General features: G+C 40.8%; 17 protein-coding genes and 1 pseudogene. 7 read left to right on the top strand and 11 right to left on the bottom strand.

Features of this window, described 5'->3' with window-relative positions; genetic code table 11:
* Positions 1-170: 170 nt before the first annotated feature.
* The 3 genes from rppB to ACFG4S_RS14610 all read right to left on the bottom strand — a co-directional run bounded on the left by rppB (position 171) and on the right by ACFG4S_RS14610 (position 3,869).
* Positions 171-1,778: a two-component system sensor histidine kinase RppB gene (gene rppB, locus ACFG4S_RS14600; RefSeq protein WP_392535470.1), complete on the bottom strand. Its 1,608-nt coding sequence runs from the start codon at positions 1,776-1,778 to the stop codon at positions 171-173.
* A 13-nt stretch (positions 1,779-1,791) separates the two neighbouring features.
* Complete coding sequence (locus ACFG4S_RS14605; RefSeq protein WP_392535471.1) at positions 1,792-2,181, bottom strand: glycine zipper domain-containing protein; 390 nt, start codon at positions 2,179-2,181, stop codon at positions 1,792-1,794.
* A 113-nt stretch (positions 2,182-2,294) separates the two neighbouring features.
* Positions 2,295-3,869, bottom strand: coding sequence for a GMC oxidoreductase (locus tag ACFG4S_RS14610; RefSeq protein ID WP_392535472.1), 1,575 nt, complete (start codon positions 3,867-3,869; stop codon positions 2,295-2,297).
* A gap of 462 nt (positions 3,870-4,331) precedes the next feature.
* Between ACFG4S_RS14610 and ACFG4S_RS14615 the strand changes: the two genes are divergently transcribed.
* Positions 4,332-4,739, top strand: coding sequence for a hypothetical protein (locus ACFG4S_RS14615; protein ID WP_392535473.1), 408 nt, complete (start codon positions 4,332-4,334; stop codon positions 4,737-4,739).
* Positions 4,740-4,776: 37 nt separating this feature from the next.
* Positions 4,777-5,790: a hypothetical protein gene (locus ACFG4S_RS14620; protein ID WP_392535474.1), complete on the top strand. Its 1,014-nt coding sequence runs from the start codon at positions 4,777-4,779 to the stop codon at positions 5,788-5,790.
* 312 nt (positions 5,791-6,102) lie between these two features.
* Here the strand turns inward: ACFG4S_RS14620 and ACFG4S_RS14625 are convergent, their stop codons facing one another.
* The 3 genes from ACFG4S_RS14625 to ACFG4S_RS14635 form a co-directional block, all read right to left on the bottom strand.
* The gene (locus ACFG4S_RS14625) at positions 6,103-6,465 is read right to left on the bottom strand and encodes a hypothetical protein (RefSeq protein WP_392535475.1); all 363 of its coding nucleotides are present in this window, start codon (positions 6,463-6,465) and stop codon (positions 6,103-6,105) included.
* A 341-nt stretch (positions 6,466-6,806) separates the two neighbouring features.
* Positions 6,807-7,904 (bottom strand): DJ-1/PfpI/YhbO family deglycase/protease, encoded by a 1,098-nt coding sequence (locus ACFG4S_RS14630; protein WP_392535476.1) that lies wholly within the window; start codon positions 7,902-7,904, stop codon positions 6,807-6,809.
* A gap of 601 nt (positions 7,905-8,505) precedes the next feature.
* A complete protein-coding gene (locus ACFG4S_RS14635) occupies positions 8,506-11,298 on the bottom strand; it encodes a beta strand repeat-containing protein (protein WP_392535477.1) in 2,793 nt (930 codons plus the stop codon).
* Between the two features lie 806 nt (positions 11,299-12,104).
* Between ACFG4S_RS14635 and ACFG4S_RS14640 the strand changes: the two genes are divergently transcribed.
* Positions 12,105-13,628, top strand: a complete 1,524-nt coding sequence (locus ACFG4S_RS14640) for a glycosyltransferase (protein ID WP_392535478.1) — start codon at positions 12,105-12,107, stop codon at positions 13,626-13,628.
* A 317-nt stretch (positions 13,629-13,945) separates the two neighbouring features.
* Positions 13,946-15,154: a 4-hydroxy-3-methylbut-2-enyl diphosphate reductase gene (locus ACFG4S_RS14645; protein WP_392535479.1), complete on the top strand. Its 1,209-nt coding sequence runs from the start codon at positions 13,946-13,948 to the stop codon at positions 15,152-15,154.
* 239 nt (positions 15,155-15,393) lie between these two features.
* On the opposite strand, the gene ACFG4S_RS14650 is transcribed toward ACFG4S_RS14645, so the two are convergent.
* Positions 15,394-15,651 (bottom strand): hypothetical protein, encoded by a 258-nt coding sequence (locus tag ACFG4S_RS14650; protein ID WP_392535480.1) that lies wholly within the window; start codon positions 15,649-15,651, stop codon positions 15,394-15,396.
* Positions 15,629-15,850, bottom strand: coding sequence for a hypothetical protein (locus ACFG4S_RS14655; RefSeq protein ID WP_392535481.1), 222 nt, complete (start codon positions 15,848-15,850; stop codon positions 15,629-15,631). The genes ACFG4S_RS14650 and ACFG4S_RS14655 overlap by 23 nt, the downstream gene beginning before the upstream one ends.
* A 74-nt stretch (positions 15,851-15,924) precedes the next feature.
* Between ACFG4S_RS14655 and cbiE the strand changes: the two genes are divergently transcribed.
* Both cbiE and ACFG4S_RS14665 read left to right on the top strand, forming a co-directional pair.
* Positions 15,925-17,133, top strand: a complete 1,209-nt coding sequence (gene cbiE / locus ACFG4S_RS14660; protein ID WP_392535482.1) for a precorrin-6y C5,15-methyltransferase (decarboxylating) subunit CbiE — start codon at positions 15,925-15,927, stop codon at positions 17,131-17,133.
* A gap of 300 nt (positions 17,134-17,433) precedes the next feature.
* Positions 17,434-19,455, top strand: coding sequence for an ATP-binding protein (locus tag ACFG4S_RS14665; RefSeq protein WP_392535483.1), 2,022 nt, complete (start codon positions 17,434-17,436; stop codon positions 19,453-19,455).
* 178 nt (positions 19,456-19,633) lie between these two features.
* On the opposite strand, the pseudogene ACFG4S_RS14670 reads toward ACFG4S_RS14665, so the two are convergent.
* From ACFG4S_RS14670 to ACFG4S_RS14680, 3 genes and pseudogenes are all read right to left on the bottom strand, one after another.
* Positions 19,634-19,865, bottom strand: a pseudogene (locus ACFG4S_RS14670) (hypothetical protein); the annotation flags it as partial.
* Between the two features lie 978 nt (positions 19,866-20,843).
* Positions 20,844-21,671: a squalene/phytoene synthase family protein gene (locus ACFG4S_RS14675; RefSeq protein ID WP_392535484.1), complete on the bottom strand. Its 828-nt coding sequence runs from the start codon at positions 21,669-21,671 to the stop codon at positions 20,844-20,846.
* Positions 21,672-22,364: 693 nt separating this feature from the next.
* Entirely contained in the window at positions 22,365-23,894 is a 1,530-nt protein-coding gene (locus ACFG4S_RS14680; RefSeq protein ID WP_392535485.1) for an FAD-dependent oxidoreductase, read from the bottom strand.
* A 469-nt stretch (positions 23,895-24,363) separates the two neighbouring features.
* Between ACFG4S_RS14680 and ACFG4S_RS14685 the strand changes: the two genes are divergently transcribed.
* Positions 24,364-26,721 carry a glycoside hydrolase family 31 protein gene (locus ACFG4S_RS14685; RefSeq protein WP_392535486.1) on the top strand — a complete coding sequence of 786 codons (2,358 nt, stop codon included), beginning with the start codon at positions 24,364-24,366 and terminating at the stop codon, positions 26,719-26,721.
* Positions 26,722-26,869: the final 148 nt, after the last annotated feature.

Consider the following 26,869-nt stretch of genomic DNA (forward strand, 5'->3'; position numbering starts at 1 on the left):
GACTACGCTTGTGGAGAATCTACCTTACCATTATCATCTCTTTGTGTCTGCATTTGAGCCAGTAACCTGAGTGAATCACCAATATTGCGGGGTTTTGGTACTTTGCCTTTACCAGATGGCCAACCTTCACGCTGACAGGAGCGTAAGATAGCAACATTTATTTCCAGAAATCACGATGAAAGAGGAAGCCGAACTGTAAATGTACTACCTAGCCCAGGTTGACTTTGAACGTGAATATTGCCTTTATGCGCTCTGGCGATCGCGATTGCGATGGCTAATCCCAAACCCGAACCGCCAGAGGTACGAGAGCGTAGGCGCAGCCCGCCGTAGGCATCGCGATCTACTCGGTAGAAGCAATCGAAAATTCGCTGTTGATGTTCAACAGCAATACCAATTCCTGTATCTTGAATTTTAATCATGGCGTAAAGCTCACTTTTTTCCAAAAAAACAGTAACTTTTCCACCGCTAGATGTGGCTTGAATTGCATTGGCAATTAAGTTGGAAATTAAGCGATAAAGCTGTTCTTCATTTCCTATCACATACAGTTTTTCTGAGACTTGCACCTGTTTAGAGAGATTGACTTTAGTTTCTACTGCCAAAAATGCTAATTCCTCAGTTAAATCGCTAATTAAATCATTTAAACAGCAAGACTGATATTCTCCTGTTAGTTGTTTTTGGTCTATCCTAGTTAATAGCAATAAATCTCCTACTAATTGTGATAGTCGCCGATTTTGGCGTTTGAGTACATCTAAAATTCCCCCATTGGATTTTGGTTCTTGCTGTAACTTAATAGCAGCTTCAATAGTAGAGTACATTGCTGCTAAAGGTGTGCGAAACTCATGGGCAGCATCAGCAGTAAATTGTTGCATTTGTTGGTAGGAAAAATATACAGGTTGCATTGCCCTTCCTGCCAACCACCAACTAGACAAACCAACGAAAATCATGGAAATTGGCAATCCCAAGACCAAAGCTAATCTTAAATAAGCCAGATGTTGGTCTAAATCGGTGATACTACGCGCCACTTGTAGATAACCCGAAACCTGGTTTTGAGTATACAAAGGTAAAGTGATTTCGCGGTATCGAGTACTAGAGGAATCTGTTAAGATTTGCCAATGCTGTAATTCTGAGCTAATCGGTAAATTGTCAGATTCCATGCCTACACTAGCAAAAATTTTTCCTGAGCGATCCAATAAGCGGATATAGTAATTAACTGGATTCGCTGCCTCTGTGATTGATTTTTTAATGGCTGTTGTTTTAGGCAAACAACTTGTCTGACCCACACATAATTCTAAAGAAAATTCTTTATTCAGGCGTTGTAATTGTCCGGGTTGTTGCCAAGCTGGTTCAATACTTTTATGGAGTGCGTTTGCGACTGATTGCAATCCCTGATCTATGGTTTGTTGTAATGCTCGCAATCTTGCCAGCAGTTCTGCCATATCAAAGGGTTTAACCAAATAATCATCTGCACCGCTATCTAGACCAATAATCTTTTCCTCCATTCGGTCTTTAGCCGTTAGCATTAATACAGGCAGAGTTAATTGACGCGTTAGCGAAGCTCCTCCTTTGGAGGCTCGCAACCATTTACACAACTCTATCCCTGATATTCCAGGAAGCATCCAATCAAAAATCGCAAGTGTGTACTCAGTCCAGCCAGTTTCTAAATATTGCCATGCCTGAGTACCATCTAGAAACCAGTCAACTATATACGCCTCATGGCTCAGGACTTGTTTGATTGCTGCACCCAAATCTGCTTCATCCTCAACTAATATCAGCCGCATAGTCAACCCAATGCTAAAAGCCTTCTTGAGCTTGCATTTTTTCACCTTGGGGTTTTGATAGTGCTTGTAGTTCTTCCCAACTATAGTGACTAGGTAATTCAATTGGTTTGTGATTTGCTCCTAATCCCAATCCAACTGTTGGTTCGAGTTCTTCAGTAAATTCCTCTACATATTCTGTCAACTTATTGGCTACAAGCCCACCAGTAATTGCCCCTGCAAGCCCACCAATTGCAGCACCCATCTTACCACCAATTGAGCGACCCAGTGCGGCTCCTGCAAAGCCACCTCCCACAACACCTAGACCTGTCGCTAAGGGATCAGAATCTATATGTTCTGACTCGTCCTGTTGAGATTGAATCTGTGGTTGCTCAATTGGTGTAATTTGTCGTTCATCCTTGGTCATAATGTTTCTCCTTTTTGCTATTTACTCTTGACCAATAACCTGTTCATTTCAATCGTTAAGCTATGCGTTAGTGTACCCTTTCCTACGAGATGCCAAGGGCGAACGGGATTTTGCTACGCGGAGCGTGCTGCAAGCAGATCGCCAACACGCAATGCATTCGCCATAATCGTGAGTGTTGGGTTAGCACCGGAATTTGACGGAAAGAAACTACTATCTACCACATAGAGATTCTCGACATCATGGGTACGGCAATTGATGTCAAGGACTGAGGTTTTGGGATCTGTGCCAAATCGACAACTACCGCATTGATGAGCAACTGCTTGTTCAGGTAGGTGAGTGCGGGGATAAAGGCTAAATGGCAGGACGTGTTTAGCAGAGTGAGGAATTGATTTGAGTACAGATGTCCATCGGTGAATTAAGCGATCGCTTGCTTCGGTATTGTTCAGTGTATAGTCAACATGAATCTTGTCGTCCACCACCCGAATCCGATTATTTGGATCTGGTAAATCTTCTGTCTGCAACCACCAGCCAACCGATCGCTCGGCCAGCAAATGGCGCTCAAAATGAGGAATCAGCTTGACAAATGGAGCCATTAGTGCGGGTGCTTCTCCGGGAATCATATCGGCAAGGACATTACCTGTATTCTGCACCATGCCCATCGGATAAGGAAAATCTGGCTCTCCCCAGTAAAAATCGTTGACAGCGATCGTTTTTTGAAAGTTGGCGTGATTCACTTCTAGATGTATGGAAACTATGGCCGTTTCCAGTTGCTTCATGAAATTCCGCCCCACTTGATCGGAACTATTTGCTAATCCGTTGGGATGTTTGTCATTAGCAGAGCGTAAAAGCAAAGCAGCTGAGTTGACAGAACCACAGGCAACAACCACAATATCGCTTGTGAACCAATGTTGCTCTCCTGCAATTTCAGTTTCTACCTTCGTCACTTCTCGCCCCGACTCACTGGTGTGCAGTCGCAAGACTTTGGCATTAGTTAAAAGAGTAACATTGGCATACTTTTCACGAGCCGGACGAATGGCGTTGACATCAGCATCGGCTTTTGCCTGTACGAGACAGGGGTATCCATCAAAAGTATCGCAGCGAATACAGGGACTATTTAGGCGATCGCTTTCATTCAGCTTTAATCCTAATGGCAGGTGAAATGGGTAGTAACCCAGTTCCCGGATGCCATCAGCAAGAGACTGCATATCTGGCTCATGACTGACTGGCGGATAAGGATATGGTTCGCTGCGAGGCGGTTCGGTGGGGTCTTCTCCTTCCTGTCCATGCACGTCATATAGCTTTTCTGCTTGGGTGTAGTATGGCTCAAGGTCTTGATACTTCAAAGGCCATTCTGGAGAAATTCCTCCTTTATGAATTACCCTTTCAAAATCTCGCTCCCGGAATCGAATTAGGGCTGCACCGTAGAGTTTGGTATTGCCACCAACCCAGTAGCCTGTTTGGGGACGAAAGGCTTTGCTTTCCTTGTTATACCATTGCTCATCAGTATGGTAGCGATGTTTTTGATAGACTTCCTCTGGATTCCAGTTAGCTTTCTCTCTGGGTAAAAAGTCGCCTCTTTCTAGTACTAGAATTTTTTTACCTGTGGGTGCAAGGCGGTGAGCTAATGTACCTCCACCGGCTCCTGTGCCGATAATAATGATGTCATAATGTTCTGTGATTTTAGTCATAATTGATAATTGGTAATTTCATATTAATTACGGTTTAACAACAAAGAATTCAGGAGTCAGAAGCCAAAATTCAGAATTGAATTCTGTGCGAGTTGCGGATGAATAAACGGGTTTAATTCCCCCATCAAATTCAAAATTTGGTGGTCTTCAATCAGTGGGTCAGAATCGCCCACTCATAGCGTAGCGTTAGCGAGGAACGAGTGTCGCGTCTTGATTCTGAATTCTTCTTTAATTTATAGGTTTTCTCAAAATTTAAATAGCTCTAAAGACAGATTCTTCTGTTTAGACTAAAGCTTTAATTACAATATTGCTTCTCTCTAATGGATTAATATTTATTTATGCCTAAAGACAGGTTAGTATTTCATTTTAATTTCATTTTTTATTTTTATTGTGTGAAAACGCTTGAAGACTATATCCAAATGACATTCATTTCTCCACACAGCAAGATGGGAGAAGAAAAAAATGGGGGTAAAAATCGTGAATAACAATAATCGGTGGTTTTCGTGGTTGATTTGGGTTCCTGTTGCGGTATTAGCGGTGTTCTGGTTGGCGTGGTGGATATACTTTCGTCCCCTTCCCTACACGAATCCCTGGCGGAGCCTCGGACTGCATGGCGCGATTTTGTTAGGAAACATCTTTGTGTGGATTAGTACTTATTATCGTCGTGGAAATGAACCAGGTCGTTGGTGGTTCTGGGCGTATTCAGTCATTGTTGGCTTTAGCATTCCAGGTGTTATCGAAGATATCCTTCACGTCAATCACGTGAGGACTTTATCACCGTTGGGCGAAAATGCCCTTTTGAGCTTTGGATTCTTGACGACCATCGGGTTGGGCTGGCTTGCCCAAAGAAGAGGATACAGAGTAAGATGAGCCAACTTTCAGAAATGGCAATCGCTTTGGTATTTATTTGGCAGCTTCCTCAATTAAAACACCATCTAAATCCCCGATCGCATTTTACAACTTGCCTTTAATATATTGTTTACGCTTATCTGTATTGATAAAACATCGGAACTTCAAAAAAATATTTATTGAAATTTTCTTGCCAATTTCTATAGGATTCATCTTACCTCTTCTGGTTGTTTTCAGCTACTTTGCCGAGGTTAATAGTTTATCAATTGTATATAAGACATTTTTTGTATATCCTGGTCAAGTGGTTGCTAATGGCAAATTTAATATATCTAAGCTACTTTCTGGAATAGCATGGTTCTTAAAGAACTTTATCACTTTAGTTTTAATAGCTACTGTTACAGTAAATGTCTCCTTGCGTAAGGGTAAAAATTTATTCACTTTGCTGCTTGTTGTTTGGTTTGTTTTAGGGCTGATTGTTATTATTCTACAAACTAGGTCACTGTGGAGTTACCATTATTTACTATTATTTGTACCTACAGGTATTTTAGCAACTAAAGGTTTAGATATATTATGGCAGCCTTTAAAAGAAATGAGTTCACCACTAATTAAGATTTTGGTGTCATTTTTGTTTTTATTACCTTTATTATTAAATTTTAAATTCAAGAGTTTAGCTTTAGTGAAGAATAATTTTGCTTTGACTGAAGATACACGATTGAAATATCAGACTGTATTTCGAGAAGACTATACATCGCTGCGTTCAGAAGTTGATTTTCTTTCTCAACCAGGAAATTTACCTGGTAAGATTTTTGTTGCTGGCGATCCGTCTATTTACTATTTATCTGGTCGTACTCAAGCAACATCCCTAAATGCTTGGTCACTTGAATTGTTTCTATCTGAGCAATGGCCACAAATTCTACAAGAATTAGATTTATCCAAGCCTCCTTATATATTTATTAGTGATAACTATCAGCCTCTCATTAAAAAAGAGTTTCCCCAGATTATAGAATTGATTGAGAAAAGATATCATCTTTTCTGCAAAAGCAATGATGGTATTTGGTATATTCTCAATTGAGAATATACCAAATACCATCATGGATTAGATGTAATGACAGACTGAATGTAAGAGACGGTAGGCAATTACTTCTTGCCTATCGTCCCTTACCTTATACCAATTTAACGTGAAGTTGCACATATCTTTATCCCCCTAAATCCCCCTTAAAAAGGGGGACTTTAATAGATGTTTTTCCGGTTCCCCCTTCTTAAGGGGGGCTAGGGGGGATCGAATTATATGCAGCTTCATAAAAAATTGGTATTAGATATAGGTCATTTGTTCATGCAATCAAATCTGATTACTCTTTGAGTCAAAAATTTTTCGACTCAAAACTTAGTAATAAGCCTTTCTATCTCCATCAAATCCGCGGGTTTTATCTCCTGCTCTATTTTTTGTAGGATCAAAAAACTCTTTTGTAGCTCGAGGATTTTTTTCATCTAAGTTTAGCTTTTCGCGGACATTATCAGCAGCATCTTTTAATTTGTTCTGGGCATTTGTGATTGGGTTATCGTTTTTAACTTCATTTCGGGAATCTGGTGTGCCCTTATAATAAGTACCTTCTGGAGTTATAACATCAGCTTGTGCTACATTAACGTAACTAAAAGCCTGACCCAGTAAAAACATAAATCCTACCACAAAAACCACAACTATCTGGTGTATGCGAATATTTCGTAGTGCAGAAATTAGTCTGTTCATAAAAATCCTCAAATTGCATTATGTTGGGTGTACGACTCAAAACATTGAATGACTCTTTACCATTCAATGTTTAAGAACAACTTTGATCTAGTTGTCTTTCTTTTATACAAGCAGCAAAGCGACTTGTATCTGCATTTCCTTCTTCTCAGAAGGAAATGAGATTTTATAATAAACGCCTGATGTGAAAAACGCCTCTTTCGCCATAAGGATTTCAAAACTTGTGAAAAATCGTAGTTTTTGAACTATAGACGAAATTACAACGATTTCGACACTCAATTCACATTAGACGTAAGAAAGCCTGTTTTTCGTAAGGTAGCACACTAGTGCTAACCTACAGTTATTTACATCGATACAGCAGCCCCAGTAGTTGGCTTGGCAGGTTCAATCTGAGCATTTATCCGCGCTCGATATAGTTCTACTAGTTGCTGTTCGTATTTCAATAAATTGTGGTAAATTTCTTTGAAAATAGCAGTAGCTACTGGGTCAGTGTACATTGCACACAAATTGCTAATATCGCCAATACCTGTTTGCACATCTCCTAAAGCGGAACGCAATTGATATATGTTATCACTTCCGGTTAAGGCAGTTTTCACTTTGGCATATTGATTAGCGATATTTGCCCCTAAAGAGGGTTTTTCACCTAATATCTGAAGATATGTTTCCAGATTTTGAATCTGGCGTTGTTTATTGCCAATCATTTCTTGAAAAACAGATTTAACTTCTATATCTGATTCTTTCTCTGCATATTTTTCTAAAGCTTCTAGCGAATAACGTTCACCAGCAAGGGCAGTATTTAAACCCCTACCAATCTCACTTTTTGTTGAACCACCCCAAGCATCAGCCAGCTTCCACCATTCAGCAGTTGTATCTTTTTCATTTGGTAATGCGGCATCTTTGCCAGCATAACCCAAGCGACTCAAAATAGCTGTGGTAAAAATTGCTAAGTCTCCAGGTTCACGAGATGTAATTAAATTCCCATCAACTATTAAGGGTTCATCAGAATAATTTGCACCTGCATTAATCATGTCTTTGGCAATAGCAATAAAACCAGTAGCTTGTTTACCTTTAAGTAATTCACCTTCAATCAAAACTTGTGGTCCGTGACAAACTGCTGCTACCAATTTTCCTTGTTGCATAGCTTCTTGGACAAAGCTGACTGTATTCGGATTTCGTCGCATTTTATCAGGAGCCATACCACCAGGAATCACTACTGCATCAAATTCATCTGCGATCGCTTCTGTTGTAGTGCCATCGGCTTGTATGCTTAGTTTACCGCGTTTTCCTTTATATTTTTCATTCATTCGGGAACCAAGAACAACCACTTCCATTCCCGCTTGTTTTAGTCCATTATAAGGAACTATAAATTCTTGATCTTCTACTCCCTGTTCAATAAGGATGGCAACTTTTTTGTTTCCAAAATGATTGTTGTTGTAAGCCATAGTATGATGTTACCTGTTAATTTCTAGTATTTAACTATTATCGGTAGAGGTAAATTCGTAATTCTGATAGTGCAAGCATCTCATTGGCTTAATATTGAATTCATTTATTTGCCAATAAAAAATAGTTATGAGAGAGAAACTTACTATCGAATCACTTCGGTTAAATAACTCTTAACTCATAACTAATAACTTCAACTACAAATTGCTTGACCATGAATTTATATTTATAATCCTATGACGGAATTACTAGCTTAGCTTCACTCTAACGAGGGATTTTGACAACCCCAATAGAGGGGGTTGTCATTTAATGATTACAGAGTTATGGTTTGTTCGGCGAGCGCTCTCGACAACTCTTGAAACAAAAGATTCCCAACCTTAGACATCAGCTTATTTTGCAAGTGCTTACCATTGAGTGATTGCTTGCTTGCTTGAAGCGTCAACTTTACTTTTGAGCGTTTCTTTGCAATTAGCAATTTCTCTATCTATGGGATTATCAGGTAACTGTCCGGCAATTTCGATTTTGGTTAGTACATACTGCCAACAGTTGATTATCAGCTTAATGATAAGTCTTCAACCGCACATAATATAAGTCCTGCCTATATCAAGCCACGATCGCAAAATCAGCAGCAGTCAAAGTAGGCAAATTCAGCAAATTAGCAAACTCTGCACCAGTCCCCAACCCAGCAGCACTACCATTTTGGTTATAGTAAAGACTGCCACTACCGACACTGTAAACTAGGAATGCTTTACTAGTTGCAACTAAATCATCATCGTCTACGGTAGTAAAATCAGAAACTTGACTCAACCCATTACCGATAACACTACTCAAAGCAGTAAAAGTTTGTTTACTCAACACCAATTTGTCACTAGCAGAGGTAAAATCAGTCAAGAGATCGTTGCCAAAATCAGTACTGCTAAAAGCTCGTCCGCTACTATACAAAAAGCGATCGCTATCACTCCCACCAGAAAGAATATCATTTCCCGCCCCGCCAATCAAAGTATCTGCGCCGCTTCTACCTGTTAACACATCATTGCCACTACCCCCATTCAGCGTATTGTTGAGGGTATTGCCAATCAGGCGATCGTTGCCATTACCACCAACCACATTTTCAATTACATTATTCGCAGATAGGGTCAACTTCAAGTTATTATTAACTGTCTGCGTCGTAGTGATACCTAAATTTACTCGTGCATCTGTACTAGTATTACCAAAGTTGAGAGTATCATTCCCGCCTGTGGTAATTTCTTGAATGCGATCGCTACCTAATGGAGTAGAAGCATTGAATGCGTAAGTATCATTACCGTTACCACCAGCAAGAATATTATTGCCACTATTGCCTGTCAATATATTATTGCTACTATTACCAGTGCCATTAATATTGCCAGTGCCAATGAGAGTTAAATTCTCGACACCATCAGCTAAGGTTGTTGTGGTACTAGCTTGTAAAGTGTCAGTGATAGTGACAGTCCCAGTCGCTTTTTGTAAAGCTGCATTGGTAGGGCTAGAAAGGTTAACACTAAAAGTTTCGTTGGCTTCACTGAGATTATCATTCAGGATGGGAACAGCAATTGTGGCAGTGGTAGTATTGGCAGCAAAAGTTAAAGTACCGTTGCGGCTGGTATAGTCTGCATTGGCAGTAGCAGTACCTGGGGCTGTAGTGTAGTTAACTGTGACTGGTTGGCTAGATGCATTGCTGAGGCTGACAGTTAAGACAGCTTGTGGGGTTTGCCCTTCGACAACAGTGATGTCATTGATGGAGAGAGTTGGAAGATTTGCATCATCATTGAGTATGGTTCCTAGTGCTTGATTATCAGCAATGGTGGCATTAGTGGCGTTGCTAAGATTGACGAAGAAGGTTTCGTTAGGTTCAAATCTTGTATCACCTGCAACAATAACACTAATGGTTTTACTGGTATTTCCTGGGTTAAAGGTTAATGTACCAGTGCTGGCGGTGTAATCGCTACCTGCTGTAGCTGTGCCGTTAGCGGTAGCATAGTTAACTGTGACAGCAGAGGTACTAGCGGCAGAGAGATTGACAGTAAAGGTAGCGTTCGTTGTCCCTGTATTGCCTTCAGTAACGCTAATATTGTTGATGCTGAGAGTCGGTAAGGTGGCTGCTTGTACTTCAAACGCCCCAATATCTACTGTACCGCTAACAACCCGTGCCAAGCCTCGTTCGTCGTAGGGAATAGGTTCTGAAGTGTTGCCATCGCCGTCAAGATCTTGTGTATCAACAGGAATCAAGTTGTTGTTGCCGGCGTTAATGGCTGGGCTACCAGTCAGGAGGGCATGGGTAAGGGTGAGTCCGCCATTGTTTTGTAAGGGGCCAAGTCCGGGGTTAGGGTTAACGATATCTGTGCCCGTGCCTACAGTCCCACTGGCTCCAGCCAAGCTGCCGATTAAATTGTTATTATTGCCATTGAATGTGCCAGAGAGATCTGGGTATAACTGAATCCTGCCATCAAGAGACAAATTTCCAGCTACAATCGTATTCTTGAGATTTACAGTCCCGTTCCTATTACTAACTCCACCGGCATAACCCAGAATGCCGGAAAAAGTGTTATTAGTAACGGTACTGTTCAATAGATTAATTATTCCACTGTCGTTACTTACACCACCAGCACCACCCAAACTCGCACTATTACCACTGACTGTAGTATTGACTAAGGCGGCTGAAGCATTACTAAAATTGTTGTTTATCCCCCCGCCTGTATTAGCAGTATTGCCACTCACAGTCGTATTGATTAAGGTAAGTGTTTGAGTGTTGTATATACCACCACCAAAAGTAGCACCATTATTATTACTAATTGTGGAGTCAATCACAGTCAATGTGCCATCATTCCTTATACCACCACCATCAGGAACCAATCCACTGACGCTATTGTTAGTAACTGTACTGCCGTTACGCAGGTGGGCATCGCCGGCGTTGTAGATACCACCTCCATTTTTCGCACTATTATTACTAACGGTGGTATTATATAAGTCTAAAAAGGCTGCCGAAGCAACTTTAACTCCTCCACCATCTTCACCGGAAATAGCTCCTCCTTTGACTACTAAATTCTGTAAGCTTAATTCTCCTCCAGTTAGTAGATCAAAAACGCGATCGCTATTTAATAAACCGGAAGCATCAATAGTTGCCTTTTGTCCACCAACTGCCACAATATAAAGTACATTATTGCGACTTTTAATATCTAAATCTCCGGTGAGGGCATTATCTTCATTAATCCCGTTCGATGTTAGATTATAAGTTGCTCCTCCTGTTAACTGGATTTCATAGTCAGTATTCGGGTTTGCATTGGCAATTAAAATCGCATCCCGCAGAGATAAACCATTAGCAGCACTGCCATCATTTTGATCGGCTGTGGTATTGACGGTCAAAATCGTAGTAGCCATTTGAGATTTCCTTGTAGCAAAATTAGTATTTGAGTTGTGATGTCATTCCTATTCTGATAATCACAAAAAAGGAATAATTCATATCTTATTTGTGTTTAGTCAATCAACTGATAATTTGAGAATAAATTCACCAATTAGAAAATAAGAGTGAATTAGGTGAAGTTTTTTTCAACAACTTCCTGATTTTTGCAACCAGAATCATTCGTGAGTAAATACGGAATCAATACTTGTCGGTTAAGGGGAAGGGGAAAAGGGGGAAGGGGAAAGGGGAAAGGGGAAAGAAAAAACCTTTACCCTTTACCCTTTACCCTTTACCCTTTACCCTTTACCCCAAACCCAATGCCGAGTTAAAAATGCAAAACCCGAGCAGTATAGATACTAGGTAATATTTATAGCTAAAAGGAGAACTGCGATCGCTGACTCTTACTGAGTTAACAGATTACATAACCATTCGGCTAACATCAGTGTGTAATGGACTACGCCCCACCTTCTTAGGATATCTGCGACGGGCAACTTGAGTTAGGGTTCACCATACTGGTGAACCATACTATTTATGCCATCCGGTATATGTGCCCGAGCAGCACTAGCGATTAAGTTAAGCATTAGGAAAATGCGCGAATTGGCTGGATTTAAGCTAAAGGGAACCAACAAAAACCCTTTGACTTAGTTTTTGATTGCATTTATCTACAGCCTCACTGCCTGTATTTTTCAGTCTTGGGAGTTTTTAACAAGCTTACTAAGCTGTTCTGCTGCCGTCTTCAAGCAAAAACCTCTAGTAGAAATCAACCTGTATTAGGAAGTAAGCGATGCACATTGGATTTCTCAACCCTCAAGGCAATTTTGATTCAGGCAATAGTCACATAACGAAACACCCAGATTTTGGGGGTCAGCTAATTTACGTGAAGCAAGTCGCCATAGCGATAGCTCAAATGGGTCATCAAGTTGATATTCTCACGCGTCAAATTATTGACCCAGAGTGGCCAGAGTTTGCCGAAACATTTGAGACATATCCAGGGGTCGAGAACGTCCGCATTATTCGTTTACCAGCGGGGCCAAAAGAGTTTCTTCCTAAAGAGTTTTTGTGGTCTCATTTGGTTAGTGATTGGGTACCCAACATTCTAAAATTTTATCAACAACAAGGTAGCTTACCTGATGTAATGACTGCTCACTACGGTGATGGGGGATTATGTGGCGTTCTGATTGAAGACCAGACAGGTATACCTTTTACCTTTACTGCTCATTCTCTCGGCGCTCAAAAGATGGATAAACTGGAAATCACTCCAGAAAATCTCCCACAAATAAACGAGCAATTCCATTTTAAATATCGTATCTTAGCCGAGCGCCTAAGCATGAATCGCTCGGCGGTTAATATTACTAGTACGCGACAAGAACGTTTTGAACAGTATTCTCATCGAGTGTATAGTGCTGCGGTGGATGTAAACAACGACAACCGTTTTGCAGTGATTCCACCAGGAGCAGATTTCTCGATTTTCGGTGCAAAGGCGCGTTCCGAAAACGAGGAGGCTACCTACCAACTCATTGAGGAGCGATTGGTACGGGACATTGCAGAGCCGCGTCGAGATTTGCCTGTTATCATCGCATCTAGTCGATTAGAGCCTAAAAAAAACATATTAGGGCTGGTGCAAGCCTTCGCAATCAGTCCAACACTTCAGGAACGAGCAAACTTGGTGCTACTTACAGGAGGATTGGACGATCCCTTGCGAGAGGAGACTAGCGACGAAATGACTGAAGAGGTATTAGTCCCCATTCGGGAGGTAGTTCAAGAAAACGACTTATGGGGCAAGATCAGTGCATTTGGCTTGTTAGATCAATCTCAAGAGTCACTGGCAGCAACCTATCGGTTTATGGTTAAACGCCGCTCGGTATTCGCCCTGACCGCACTTTACGAACCCTTTGGGCTTGCTCCCTTAGAAGCGGCAGTAGCGGGTTTGCCTGTGGTAGCAACACAGAACGGTGGTCCTAGCGAGAGCTTGCGACAGGGAAATAAGGAATATGGCGTACTTGTTGACCCAGAAGATCCTGCTGATATTGTCCGGGGATTAGAGCGGTTGCTATGTGATGCCCAGGAGTGGGAATATTTTGCTCAAGCTGGTCGGCAACGGGTGCTGAAGATGTACACTTGGGAATCCACTGCTGAAAACTACCTAACTTTGCTCGAGCAGATTCTGTCTTCAGCACAAACCCACCCTCGCCCTGAACTTCTACCCATCCATCCCTACTTCCGTCATCCAGAATCGCAGACTGATGTTTCTTTGGAAGAATTTGGCGATCTCTACTTTGAAAGTAATAAAAAGGTACTAAGTACGTAAATCCAGATACTTCTACGCTGATATCAAGTATGTTAGGTTACGCTCTAGCACACCCTACAAGACTACTGAGATTTTTTCAGAAATCAAATGTGATTACTATATGATGATAGTATCTGCGTAGCAAAGATTGACAACCCCTAAAGGTGGAACGCATTCATGAGCGATCGCTATCCATAGGTTTCCTGTGGCTCTCCTTTGGCCTCTCCACGCTTAAAAGCTTTCTGGTTTGACTTTTGTAATATCTTTGAATAGAAGTCTGTATAAATCGCGTCTTGGCGCGAGAGAATAAAAAATAGTGGTTTAAGTAGATAATTATAATGGATACAAAAGCTTTTAAGCGCACGCTCCAACATTCAGAAAATTACAATCGCAAGGGTTTTGGTCATCAAGCAGAAGTTACCACCCAGTTGCAGTCTGAGTATCAAAGTAACTTGATTCAGGAAATTCGCGATCGCAATTACACCTTACAACGGGGTGATGTGACAATTCGACTCGCACAAGCCTTTGGCTTTTGCTGGGGTGTAGAACGGGCTGTGGCTATGGCTTACGAAACCCGTCAGCACTTCCCCACAGAACACATCTGGATTACCAACGAGATTATCCACAACCCTTCTGTAAATCAGCGGATGCAGGAGATGGAGGTAGAATTCATCCCCATTGAAGGAAAGAATAAAGACTTTTCTGTTGTGGGAACTGGTGATGTAGTTATATTACCCGCTTTTGGGGCTAGCGTTCAAGAAATGCAGATACTCCACGAGAAAGGCTGCAAAATTGTTGATACAACTTGTCCTTGGGTATCTAAAGTTTGGAATACAGTAGAAAAGCACAAAAAAATCGATTATACATCAATAATTCACGGTAAATATAAGCATGAAGAAACAGTTGCGACTAGTTCTTTTGCTGGCAAGTATTTAATTGTGTTGAATTTGCCAGAAGCAGAATATGTTGCTAACTATATTATTAATGGTGGCAACCGTGAAGAATTTCTGACAAAATTTGCCAAAGCTTGTTCAGCAGGATTCGATCCCGATCGCGATTTAGAAAGAGTTGGCATTGCTAATCAAACTACCATGCTCAAAGGCGATACTGAGCAAATCGGCAAGCTTTTTGAGCATACTATGTTGCAGAAGTACGGCCCCACCGAGTTAAATCAGCATTTCCAAAGTTTCAATACTATCTGTGACGCCACCCAAGAACGTCAAGATGCAATGTTGGAATTAGTGGAAGATAATTTAGATTTAATGGTAGTAATTGGTGGGTTTAATTCCTCGAATACTACTCAATTGCAACAAATTGCTTTTGACCGGGGAATTCCTTCCTATCATATTGATACTGCTGAACGGATTAAATCAGGAGATTCCATAGAACATCGGCAATTAAATGGGCAGTTAATAACTACAGAAAAGTGGTTACCAGATGGAAAAATTGTTGTGGGAATTACTTCTGGTGCTTCAACGCCTGATAAGGTTGTCGAAGATGTGATTGAAAAGATTTTTACATTGAAAGCAACAGCAGCACTGGTTTAAAAGTTATTAGTTATCAGTTACTAGTGTTCGCTGGTAATTGATAACTGTTGACTTTTCATTGGGTTAAAAATTTGTGAGAAATTAAAACAAATGGCTGTCTGTTTATAAGCAAATATTCAGACAGGGCAGAACGGCGAGATTGTCAAAAAGTATGAAAATAATCAAGGAGATTATTTGTTTGTAATCGCCGATAAACTAGGAACTTGAGCTAAAGGGTGAAGGTTGAAGCTGCAATATTCTTATCCAATCAGCGCCTCGTACTCATCATGTGAACCAATCCAGATCCAGTAATAATTGTCACCTTTCTTAAGTGCTAGTGCCCGATATCCACCACTAATCCTGACTGACCACAAATCATTTCCTACTTTTTTGAAATGTAAAGACGGATGAAACTGATTATTAATCCAAAGACGATATGCCTTTCGTGCTTGCTCTTTAACTTCAGATGATAGTGCAAAATATGAGTGCCAAAAATCAGGGGTTGTTAAGGACTTCATCTAACGGTTTCACACGATTAGCTTCAATATCTGATTTGGCACGCTGGATTAACCGATCCAATCGACCAGATTTTACATCTGCTTCAATTTGCTTGTCCCAAGCATCATTGAGATATTCTTGGAGCCAGTTTGATAGATCGCGTATTTCACCTTCCGACAATTGCATAATAGCAGCTTCGATTTCTGGGAGTGAGTTCATCCAGTTATCCTCAATCCAGCACTATGCACTCTATACTACCAAAATTGACAGAATAATTCAGAATTTGAATTAGCATGACAGAGAAATGGCTTTCTATTGTCGGCATTGGGGAAGATGGGTTACAGGGGTTAAGCGCGATCGCTCTTTCTTTACTCGATCGAGCTAAAGTAATTGTGGGAGGCGATCGCCATTTAGCAATGCTCCCTACACATGACCAACGTGAAAAACTAGTCTGGACATCCCCCATTAGCACTTCAGTTGACGAAATCATCAAGCGTCGGGGTCACTCAATCTGCGTACTAGCAAGCGGCGATCCTATGTGTTACGGCATTGGTGTTACCTTGATGCGGCAAATTCCCGTTTCCGAAATGACGATTATCCCTGCACCTTCAGCCTTCAGCCTCGCCTGTGCCAGGATGGGATGGTCTTTAACTGAGGTGGAAACCTTGAGTTTAAATGGTCGTCCATCCTCCCTACTCCAGTCTTATATTTACCCAAAAGCGCGGCTGTTGATTTTGAGTGAAGGGAAGGACACACCTGCCCTCGTTGCTCAAATTTTGACAAATCGCGGCTATGGTGACAGTAGAATCACCGTCTTGGAGCGTATGGGCGGCGCTCATGAAAGAATTGTGGAAGGTAGAGCTGTATCTTGGAGTGAAACTGAAGTTGCGGCTTTAAATGCGATCGCAGTTGATTGTATTCCCGATGCTGGGATTGTCCCATTACCAAGATTACCAGGATTACCAGATAACGCCTATCACCACGATGGACAGTTAACGAAGCGTGAGGTTAGGGCAATTACTTTGGCAGCTTTGGCTCCCACACCGGGAGAATTATTGTGGGATGTGGGTGCAGGTTGCGGTTCAATTTCTATTGAATGGATGCGGAGTAATGCTCGGTGTCGGGCGATGGCGATCGAACAAAATGCGTCTAGACTACTATATATTGCCGATAATGCTGCCACTCTAGGTACTCCAAATCTGCAAATCATTGAAGGTAAAGCACCTCATGTTCTCAAAGATTTGCCTACACCAGATGCCATTTTTATTGGTGGTGGCGTAACAGTAACGGGACTTTTTGATGTTTGCTGGGAAGCATTGCGATCGGGTGGACGTTTGGTGGTTAATGTCGTGACAGTAGAGGGCGAGCAGACTTTATTTCAATGGCATGAAAGAGTCGGTGGTGATTTAACTCGTATTGCCATCCAACGAGCAGAACCTATTGGTAAATTTTTGGGCTGGCGAGCAATGGCGGGTGTGACGCAATGGGTAGTTGTAAAATAACAAGATTTGTGATGCATCTGAAAACGTGCCAGCTTAAATCTTTAACTGCTTACTTCGTTTTGTAACCTTCTCCTTGCAAAGACGATACGCCAAGGGCAAAAGCAATATGATATCAAACGATAAATCTGATTATTGTTTTACTACACGAACCAATATTTTTGTCAATATTATTTTAGATGTGCTTAAGCTACTTTATCTTTGATTTATAAATATTCCATTATCTTAAAGTTTTGAGAAGTAGATTGAAATTCTAAATTTTTTAGGGAACCATTAGATACACAGAACAAATAATATTCGTTTATGAACTTAAATTTAGAGGCATTAGGCAAAACAAGTCAATCAAACAATAACTGGCATAATTTTGATAATTCATCGATGAATTTTAGCTATCAATCAGCAGTTAATACACTGGGACAAAAAGCACTGTCAGGACTGGAATTATCGTATTTGTTCCAAGATACGGTTGCTTTAGTAGCTCAAATACTCAATGTTAAATACAGTAGAATTTGGCAAGTACTTTCAGATAGTAATGCTTTGCGTCAAGTAGCTAGCATTGGGGAGAAACCTTTAGAAACAAACTCTCCTGAGATTAATGTTACGACTAATCAGCAAATACAAAAATTGTTGGAGAATACTCAGTCAATTATTAACTGCAACACACCCAATTGTCAGATAGATGATTTAACTATTCCCTCTCCTGGTGATAGCGTTACTGGTTTGAGTGTGCTAATTCCAGGTGAGAGTAAGCCTTTAGGTTTGCTAGAAGTATATGCTACTGAGGCGAAGAGTTTTTCTTCAGATGACGTTCATTTTTTACAATCCATAACCCATATTTTGGCAACAGCGATTGAACGCAAGCGCTCAGAAGCATTAGTGTACACCCAAAGCCAAGTTTTAGAACAAGTTGCCTTTGGAGTCAACCTATATGAAATTTTTAACAACCTCTGTGTGTTGTTAGAGCAACAATTACCTGGCGCGTATTGCTCCATTTTAGTTGTAGATGAAGACAAGCGGCGACTGCGGGGAGGAGCAGCACCCACTCTCCCAGAAGAATTTGCTAAGGGTGTTGATGGTTTGATGATTGGTGAATGTTGTGGTTCTTGTGGTACTGCTGCTTATAGAGGAGATTCAGTATTTGTTACTGATATTGCTAATGACCCTTTATGGGCTGATTTCCGAGATTTCGCTTTGAGTTATAACATTAAAGCTTGTTGGTCATCACCTTTTACTTCACAAACTGGTGAAGTTTTAGGAACATTTGCTATATCTCATAAATTTCCTTGCGATCCGACTCAGCATCATCTAGAAATTCTGAAAACTGCCACCCATATTGCCAGTATTGCTACAGAAACCTACAGAGCCGCAGCAGCTTTACAAAAGGCTAACAATGAGTTGGAACGAAAGGTTTTAGAACGAACATCTGAATTAAGAAAGGCTTTGCTGGACTTACAAAAAACACAAGCTCAACTGGTTCATAGTGAAAAAATGTCCAGTCTAGGACAAATGATAGCAGGGATTGCCCATGAGATTAATAATCCTGTGAGTTTTATTGCTGGTAATCTCAGATATGCAAATCAGTATATAAATGATTTACTAGATTTAGTTGCGGTTTTTCAAGAGCAGTATCCCCAAATAAATCCCACCGTAGCAGCCAAAATAAAATCTATCGAACTAGAGTATCTGTGTGACGATTTACCTAAGTTAATGGCATCTATGAGTACAGGTAGTGAGAGAATTACAGACATTGTTCTTGGCTTACGCAACTTCTCACGCCTAGATGAAGCAAAAATTAAATCTGTAGATATTCACGAAGGCATAGATAATACATTGATGATTCTAAATCATCAGTTGACACTACCAAATAAATTACCTGATATTCAGATAGTTAAGGAATATAATCAACTGCCAAATATTAGTTGTTATGCCAACCAATTGAATCAGGTTTTTATGAATATTATCAATAATGCAATTTACGCTTTAAAGGAGAATATTCAATATTGGCAGTCTGCAACTAAGATACCAACTATTCAAATAAAAACTTTAGTTGTAGACAACGAGAGGATTTTAATTAGTATCAAAGATAATGGACCTGGCATGAAATCAGAGATTCAGGAACAGATTTTTAATCCCTTTTTCACTACTAAGCCTGTTGGTCAAGGAACTGGTTTAGGGTTATCAATCAGTTATCAGATTATTGTCGAAAAGCACCAGGGTAAACTAAACTGTATCTCTGCATTAGGTCAGGGAACTGAATTTAAAATTGAAATTCCTATTCAGAATTTTCAGCAGTCAGGAATAACATCGATTGACTCTTTACCTTAAACTTGGGCTGTATCTCTTGTATAACTACCAATGTTCTTCCAGTGCGCTGAAGGTGTTGCAGCAAAGATTTGGCAGATGGCGGTAGGATATGGAAATCACATTAATAAATTTATCACAAAACTTTTTTGTAAGAGGTCTAGTAAATAAAGACAACATTTGCTTGTACTTCTCACACTTACTACTTCCCATCCTCCAATATCAATGTAAACTCAGCAGTACGCCCAAATTCTTCTGGTGCATATTGTAGGTGAACTTCTGCACTAGGCCAAGAGAATGTACCAGGAGTAAGAACGGACTAAGTAATGCAGACTGTAAACTCCTGGTTCTAGGTGGTCAGCGTAGGCGATACAGCACTTGCGGTAGATATTTCTAAAGCCAAGTTCTCAGCTATCGGCTTTTGCTTGTAATGCTTAATATTTGAACAGAACTCTGTTTACTGCACTAGTACTCAATACTTTTCGGTTAAGGGGGAAAGGGAAAGGGTTTGAATTTCCCTTTCCCCATTGCCCTTTAACCTTTCCCCAGACCAAAAAAGAGATTATTGGGTTTAACCGAAAAGTATTGCACTAGTACTATGTTTTATGAGCCTTGGAAAAGCCACTTTTAAAAATACATTTATTAGATTAATTAGGCAATCAGTCTTTAGTAGAATAGTAATTTTTAATAGGTAGTTTTAATAAAATTATAAACTGGTATTTGATGGAGAAATTTCAGGTGACATACCCTCTATTTAATTAATAGTTTTTAACTTTTCCTTAACTTATGGACAACCAAAATAATGTATAAGGTAAACAAGGTAGTTTTTGAATAGCCTAATGTCTTAATCTCACAGCACCATAAAAGCATTTTATATATTAGGCTATTTAAAGATAAAAGTTGTATATTTTCGGTAGGCAAGACGCTCAAGCAAAAAAATTATGCTTATTTTGCTATATTAAGATTCTGAAAAATCTGAAATAAATCAGTAAGTAATAGCAGAAGTAAATACAGTTTTCGCTAATAGCATTTCTAAGGTTGAATCTATCAAAAATATGAATGTTTTGTTTTGGAGACTTATGGAAATAATTAAAGAAAAGTAGGATTTGTCAAGGGGAAGGAAAAAGGCGATAAATCAAAGATTTGAGGCTTTTGCTGTATCGTCTTCACAACAAGCAACTTATGAAACAGGTGTTTAAATAGTTCTGCCCAAAAGCTGAGAAACCTTTGTGACAAAGCTTGTTGGGAAATTTTTAGCATCTTTCCCACAACAATTTTTATTGACCCAATGTTTGAGACAATTCTGTTTAAGATTTCTCGGTTTTTTGGTCGGCATTACTTTCAAGCAGAAGAAAGCCGGCATGAGTGAATTCCTTTATACTGACTCTTGACAAAACCTCAAAAACTTTAACTTATCGTGAATCGTTCACACCAATCAATTGTTCGAGGAGTGCAAACACATCACTGCGGCTGAGTTTTTCTTTACCATTAGCAAGGGCGTCAAGGGTACCATGAGCCAAAGTTAAAGGAATTTGGCAAAAGTCTAAGGCTGGTCCGTTAGGAAGAGCTTTAGTATAAGTTTCTGCCAGTATCAAATTGCGCCGTGCATAATCTTGCATATCTACTGCACTCCAACCCTGTGGGAAGAAGTCTACCCCACGCCTCAAATCTTCAGTGTGATTACGCAGAATGTTAACTGCTTGTAAGCCGCGACCAAACCCAATTGCTTGAGTACGGTTAGTTTGTGTACCATCGTACCAAGTCCATAAGTCCGAGAGCAATAATCCCACTGCACCTGCAACTCCAAATGTATAACGATCTAAATCAGATTCTGTATAGATTTTCCAGTTTCTTTCTGCCCAGTAACCCATCCGGTCAGCCATTGCCGCAGTAGCATCCCAAATTCGAGGTGCAATGGTCTCCGGTGCTAGTAGTGACCATTCTCTAATTCTTAGGGTAACTTCTTCTAAGGAATTTTCATACCCACTAAATCCTGCAAAGAAAGCATCTACTGGGAAACCATCAACCCCTGCCTGTAATGTCAGGCTAATTGTGCGTAACAGTTTCGTCTTAGTAAGGTTATCTAGGTCTGGATGATCTTCAATTTCATCAATGGCACGCATACACAAATATGCTGATGCTACTGCTTCTTGCAATCCTGCTGGTAAAACGCTAATTGGAATATAAAAAGTTCGGCTAGTTTCTTTGAGGATTTGCAATGCATCTGTACGTAAATTCATGTTTTCACTCCCCGCTTGATTGTTGCACCACATGAAGTTTGCAATTTTTTGATGATACTGGATACAGTTTTGAGTAAACCTTAAAAACTATAGACTATAAGATACGCTAGTATTTCATCTAAAAATTAATAGTTTTTGGTGTTGCAATTAACAAAACCTCAAATTTCTAAAAGTTTAGTCTAGTATATAGGTTTTCGGATGCAAAAAAGCGTTAGGTGTAGTTAGATATAGGCTTCATAAAGTTTTGGCGCAAATATTATCAATTATGTTAATATTTAATTGTTTTTAGCCAAATTTATTTCCTAGCGAAGATTGATTCTACGAATTTCAAACTCGTATAAGTCTGCGTTAATAAGACTAATTGACTGGAATTTTTGTATCTATAGAGACAATTCAGTAAAAACTGAGAACAGATAAGACTAACTGTATACACCTGTAGATGTAAACGGCAGATTGCCGAGAATCAAGGTAAGTGAGTTTGGGAAACATACTGGCACGATCGATCGCTAATTGGGAAGAGTCATTAGTGACTATAACTCAGAACAAGAAGTTCCCGTGTATTCACTCGGTTGACAAAAAAAAAGTAGGCAAATAGCCCACTCAACAAAACACTTGTGAATATCTAATGTAACTTTTTAAGCTGTTACGGATTTAAGTTGTACATTTAGCTGATGACTGATGACCCATAACCCGTCAACTGTCAACCGTTGGTGTTAGTCCATTAATGGCAGGGCCGTTGATTACCTTTCCCTGAGTATCAAACCGCGAACCGTGACACGGACAATCCCAAGTATTTTCTAGGGAGTTCCAAGCGACGATACAGTTGAGGTGAGTACAAATTGCCGAATGTTGGTGCAGTGTGCCTTTTTCGTCTCGATAAGCTGCGATTTTTGTTAAACCATTCCGTATAACTGCACCTTTACCGGGAGCGATTTTTTCGACGGAATCAACATCTCCTGGTGTCAGCCAGTCTAAATACTGCGTAGCAACATTGACGTTCTCTGAGATAAAATCACTGACTCCACCAACTCTCACACGCGATGGGTCATAAAGCTCTGCCCAGGTATTTTTTCGCTCCAAAATCAAATCAGTTAAGAGTATGCCAGCGATCGTGCCGTGGGTCATGCCTATGCCTGTATCACCGGTGACAATGTAGACGTTATCCTCATCAAAGGGGTTTTTCCCAATGTAGGCAATACCATCATCAGAATTCATTACCTGACCCGACCAATGAAATAAAAGCTCCTGTGCCATCGGAAAACGTTCTCGCGTCCATGTTTGGAGTCTGGCATATCGTGCATTGGCATCGTCAGCTTGTCCAGTCTTGTGGTCTTCGCCACCAACTATTAATAGATCGTATTCGTCATCAAGTTTCTGTAATCTTACGTAGTGGTAGGGGTCGATGGTATCCCAATAAAGGGCTTTGGCGACGGAACCATGAGGCACTTTAAGAGCAATGACAAAAGTAATGTATGGAGCTTGCTTAAAGTGCATACTAGCCAAGTTACTGATAGGGGAGTTAGTAGCAACTACTACAGCATCAGCTGTGACAACTTGACCAGTGCTTGTCTCAACGCGCGCAAGTAAACCACCTTGGATTTTTTCTACGTGTGCCCTCGTATAAATTCTCCCGCCACGGCGTTGAATGGCTTCTGCAAGTCCGGCTAGATATTTCAAAGGGTCAAATTGCCCTTGTCGGGGAAACCGCAGACAAACTCCGGTATCAAAATCAGTTAATGGCGCTTTCTTGACCATTTCTACGTCAGTGAGTCCGACTCGGTGTGCAGCCTCTAACTCATGCTGAATGTCATCGATGGATTTCAAGTCTGGGGCGAAAAGATAGCCGTCAAGTCGCTCAAAATCGCAGTTAATATTTTCTTGGGTAGCGATCGCCTCTATAGTATTAATAGCTGTTGTATGACTTTGGGCAATAACTTTTGCGCCTTCTTTACCGTGTATTTGCTCTAATTCATAATAACGATAACTTAGCGCATTCGACAGATGTGCTGTCGTCCGTGCAGTTTGACCGCCACCAATAAGTCCATCATCCAGCACGACTACTGACTTTCCTTGGCGGGTTAAAATATAGGCAGTTGACATCCCTGCTATCCCGGCACCAATAATGCATACATCTGCATAAATATTTTCGGTAAGCACAGGTTGTTCTGGCACTTCTGCTGTTGTCATCCAAATAGAAATAGTTTTACCAGAGTCGTTTTGCATATTTTTGTAGTGTTCAAGCTTAATTTACCTGCTCAAAAAAAGTTATGGCGGTTAAGGTGATGGGAAAGTAAGAAGGAATAAAAAAAGGAAAATATCTTTGAAATTTTCCCTTTTTTATATACATACCTTTAACCGTTGCCATAACTTAGTTAATATATGTATTTCAGGTTGTTCTTATGTAAGCTTAAACTATTTTTTCTCGCTCAGGTATCTGCTCGATGATAGACATTAAAATCTACTTTTTTGGGGATGAAATTACCGAAAAAGCATATTTATAAAAAAGTATATTGGTTTGGTTGCTAGATTATTTGAATTGGAATCCTAAGTTATAAAAAATCATCTTAGTTCACAGTAATTAATCTGTAGATTTATTAATCTTTCAGACAATTTATAGCGAAAGAAAGAGTTTAAGGCTGATTATGTTTGTAATCATAAATGCGGACAAGTTTTAACCTGATTAATACGTGATATGCCACAATATTTTGGAAAACTACCCATAAATCATCAACCTTGGACAACCATTGGCAATGTAGATGCTGTAACTTGGAACAATAAAACTATTAATTTCGAGTCTAATAACTCACGCCTCACTATCACTATACTTGCGCCCAACTTAATCCGGGTGCGTTTTGCACCAACTGGGGAATTTATGCCCCGTCGTTCTTGGGCGGTGACACTGGATGATGCAGAATGGACAACAACACCTTTTACGGTGCGAGAAACTCAAGCAACCGTGGAAATTGAAACATCACAGATTCGTGTATCTGTCCAGCAACAAAACTGTCGCATTACCTGCTTCGACAAAGCTAAGCGTCCCTTTGCGGAAGATACAGAAACAGGTATGGGTTGGCGGATGGGCGCAGTTGCAGTATGGAAGCAAATTGCAGCCGATGAACATTTTTATGGCTTTGGTGAACGCACAGGTTTTCTCGACAAACTTAGCGAGGTAAAAACCAACTGGACAATTGACGCTTTAGATTACGATGCACTTACCGATGAAATGTATCAAGCAATTCCGTTTTTTATGGCTTTGCGCCCAGAGGTAGGTTATGGCATCTTTTTCAACACCACTTTTTGGAGTCAGTTTGATATTGGCGCGGAACAACCAGGTGTTTGGAAAATGGAAACTCGCAGCGGTGAATTAGATTATTACATTATTTACGGCCCCGAACCTGCTCAAATTCTGAATACGTATACTCAGCTAACAGGGAGAATGCCATTACCGCCAAAATGGGCGTTAGGCTATCACCAATGTCGCTGGAGTTACGATTCCGAAATTGTGGTGCGGGAATTGGCGCAGGAATTTCGTCAGCGTCGCATTCCTTGTGATGTGATTCACTTGGATATTGATTATATGCAAGGTTTCCGAGTATTTACTTGGAGTTCTCAGCGGTTTCCTAACCCGGCAAAACTCATCAGTGATTTAGCACAGGATGGTTTTAAGACAGTCACAATCATCGATCCTGGTGTGAAGTATGAACCAGAAGCCAATTATCATGTTTTTGACCAAGGTATAGAAAACGATTATTTTGTGCGTAAAGCTGATGGCGAATTGTTCCACGGCTACGTTTGGCCTGATAAAGCTGTTTTTCCAGACTTTTTACGTCCTGATGTGTCTAATTGGTGGGGTGATTTGCACAAAAGCCTGACTGATATTGGTGTAGCCGGCATTTGGAATGATATGAATGAACCGGCCATAAACGATCGCCCTTTCGGCGATGATGGGAATAAGATTTGGTTTCCCCTAGATGCACCGCAGGGGGGAGGGGAGGACAAGGGGAATATCCCTGTGTCTTCTTCTACTCATATAGAAGTGCATAATTTGTATGGGTTAATAATGGCGAAAGCTTGTTATGAAGGGTTGGAACGGCATCGCAATTCAGAGCGATCGTTTGTGTTGACGCGATCGGGTTATGCGGGTGTGCAGCGCTGGTCTTCGGTGTGGATGGGGGATAACCATTCTTTGTGGGAGCATTTAGAAATGTCTCTGCCGATGCTTTGCAATATGGGACTTTCGGGTGTGGGGTTTGTGGGCTGTGATATTGGTGGATTTGCAGGTAACGCCACTGGGGAATTATTTGCTCGGTGGATGCAGGTAGGAATGTTGTACCCATTGATGCGCGGTCACTCGGCCATGTCTACTGCTCGTCATGAACCTTGGGTATTTGGCGATCGCGTTGAAAATATCTGTCGAGAATATATTAATTTACGTTACCAATTGCTTCCCTACATTTACAGCCTTTTTTGGGAAGCAGCAACAACAGGCGCACCAATTTTAAGACCATTATTGTACCATTTCCCCAACGATCCTCAGACTTGCACTCTTTACGATCAAGTATTTTTAGGTGCGTCGCTCATGGCTGCACCAATTTATCGTCCTGGAATTGAGCATCGCTCGGTCTACTTACCCCTTGGCACTTGGTATGATTGGTGGAGTGGGGAGTGTTATGAAGGACCGATTCACATTCTGGCTCATGCACCACTAGAGAGAATGCCACTGTATGTCCGTAGCGGGGCGATCGTTCCCATGCAACCTGTCAAGCAATATGTTGATGAATCTCCACTCGACGAGATCCGTTTACGGATTTGGCCTGGTAATAACGAATATCAGTTGTTTGAAGATGATGGACATACCAGCAAGTATCAAGATAAGAGCTTTGCGCTAACAAACATCAGGGTATTTACACAGACAAGCAAAACAGTAGTGGAAATTGGAGCCAGAGAGGGGAAATGGACACCTCCAACCCGTGAAGCGATCGTGGAACTTGTTGGTTTTGGAGAGCAGCGTTTTCCAGATGATGGTAAACAACATCGCCTGGAATTCTGAAATAGTTGGGGAGTGGAGACTGGGGAGTAGGGGAGATGAGGAGGATGGGGGCGGAGGAGCAGAGGGGCGGAGGGGCGGAGGAGCGGAGGAGCGGAGGGGCGGAGGAGATAATACTAACTCCTAACTCAGCACTCCTAACTCCTAACTC

This window comes from Nostoc sp. C117, from assembly GCF_043099735.1.
GTDB lineage: Bacteria > Cyanobacteriota > Cyanobacteriia > Cyanobacteriales > Nostocaceae > Nostoc.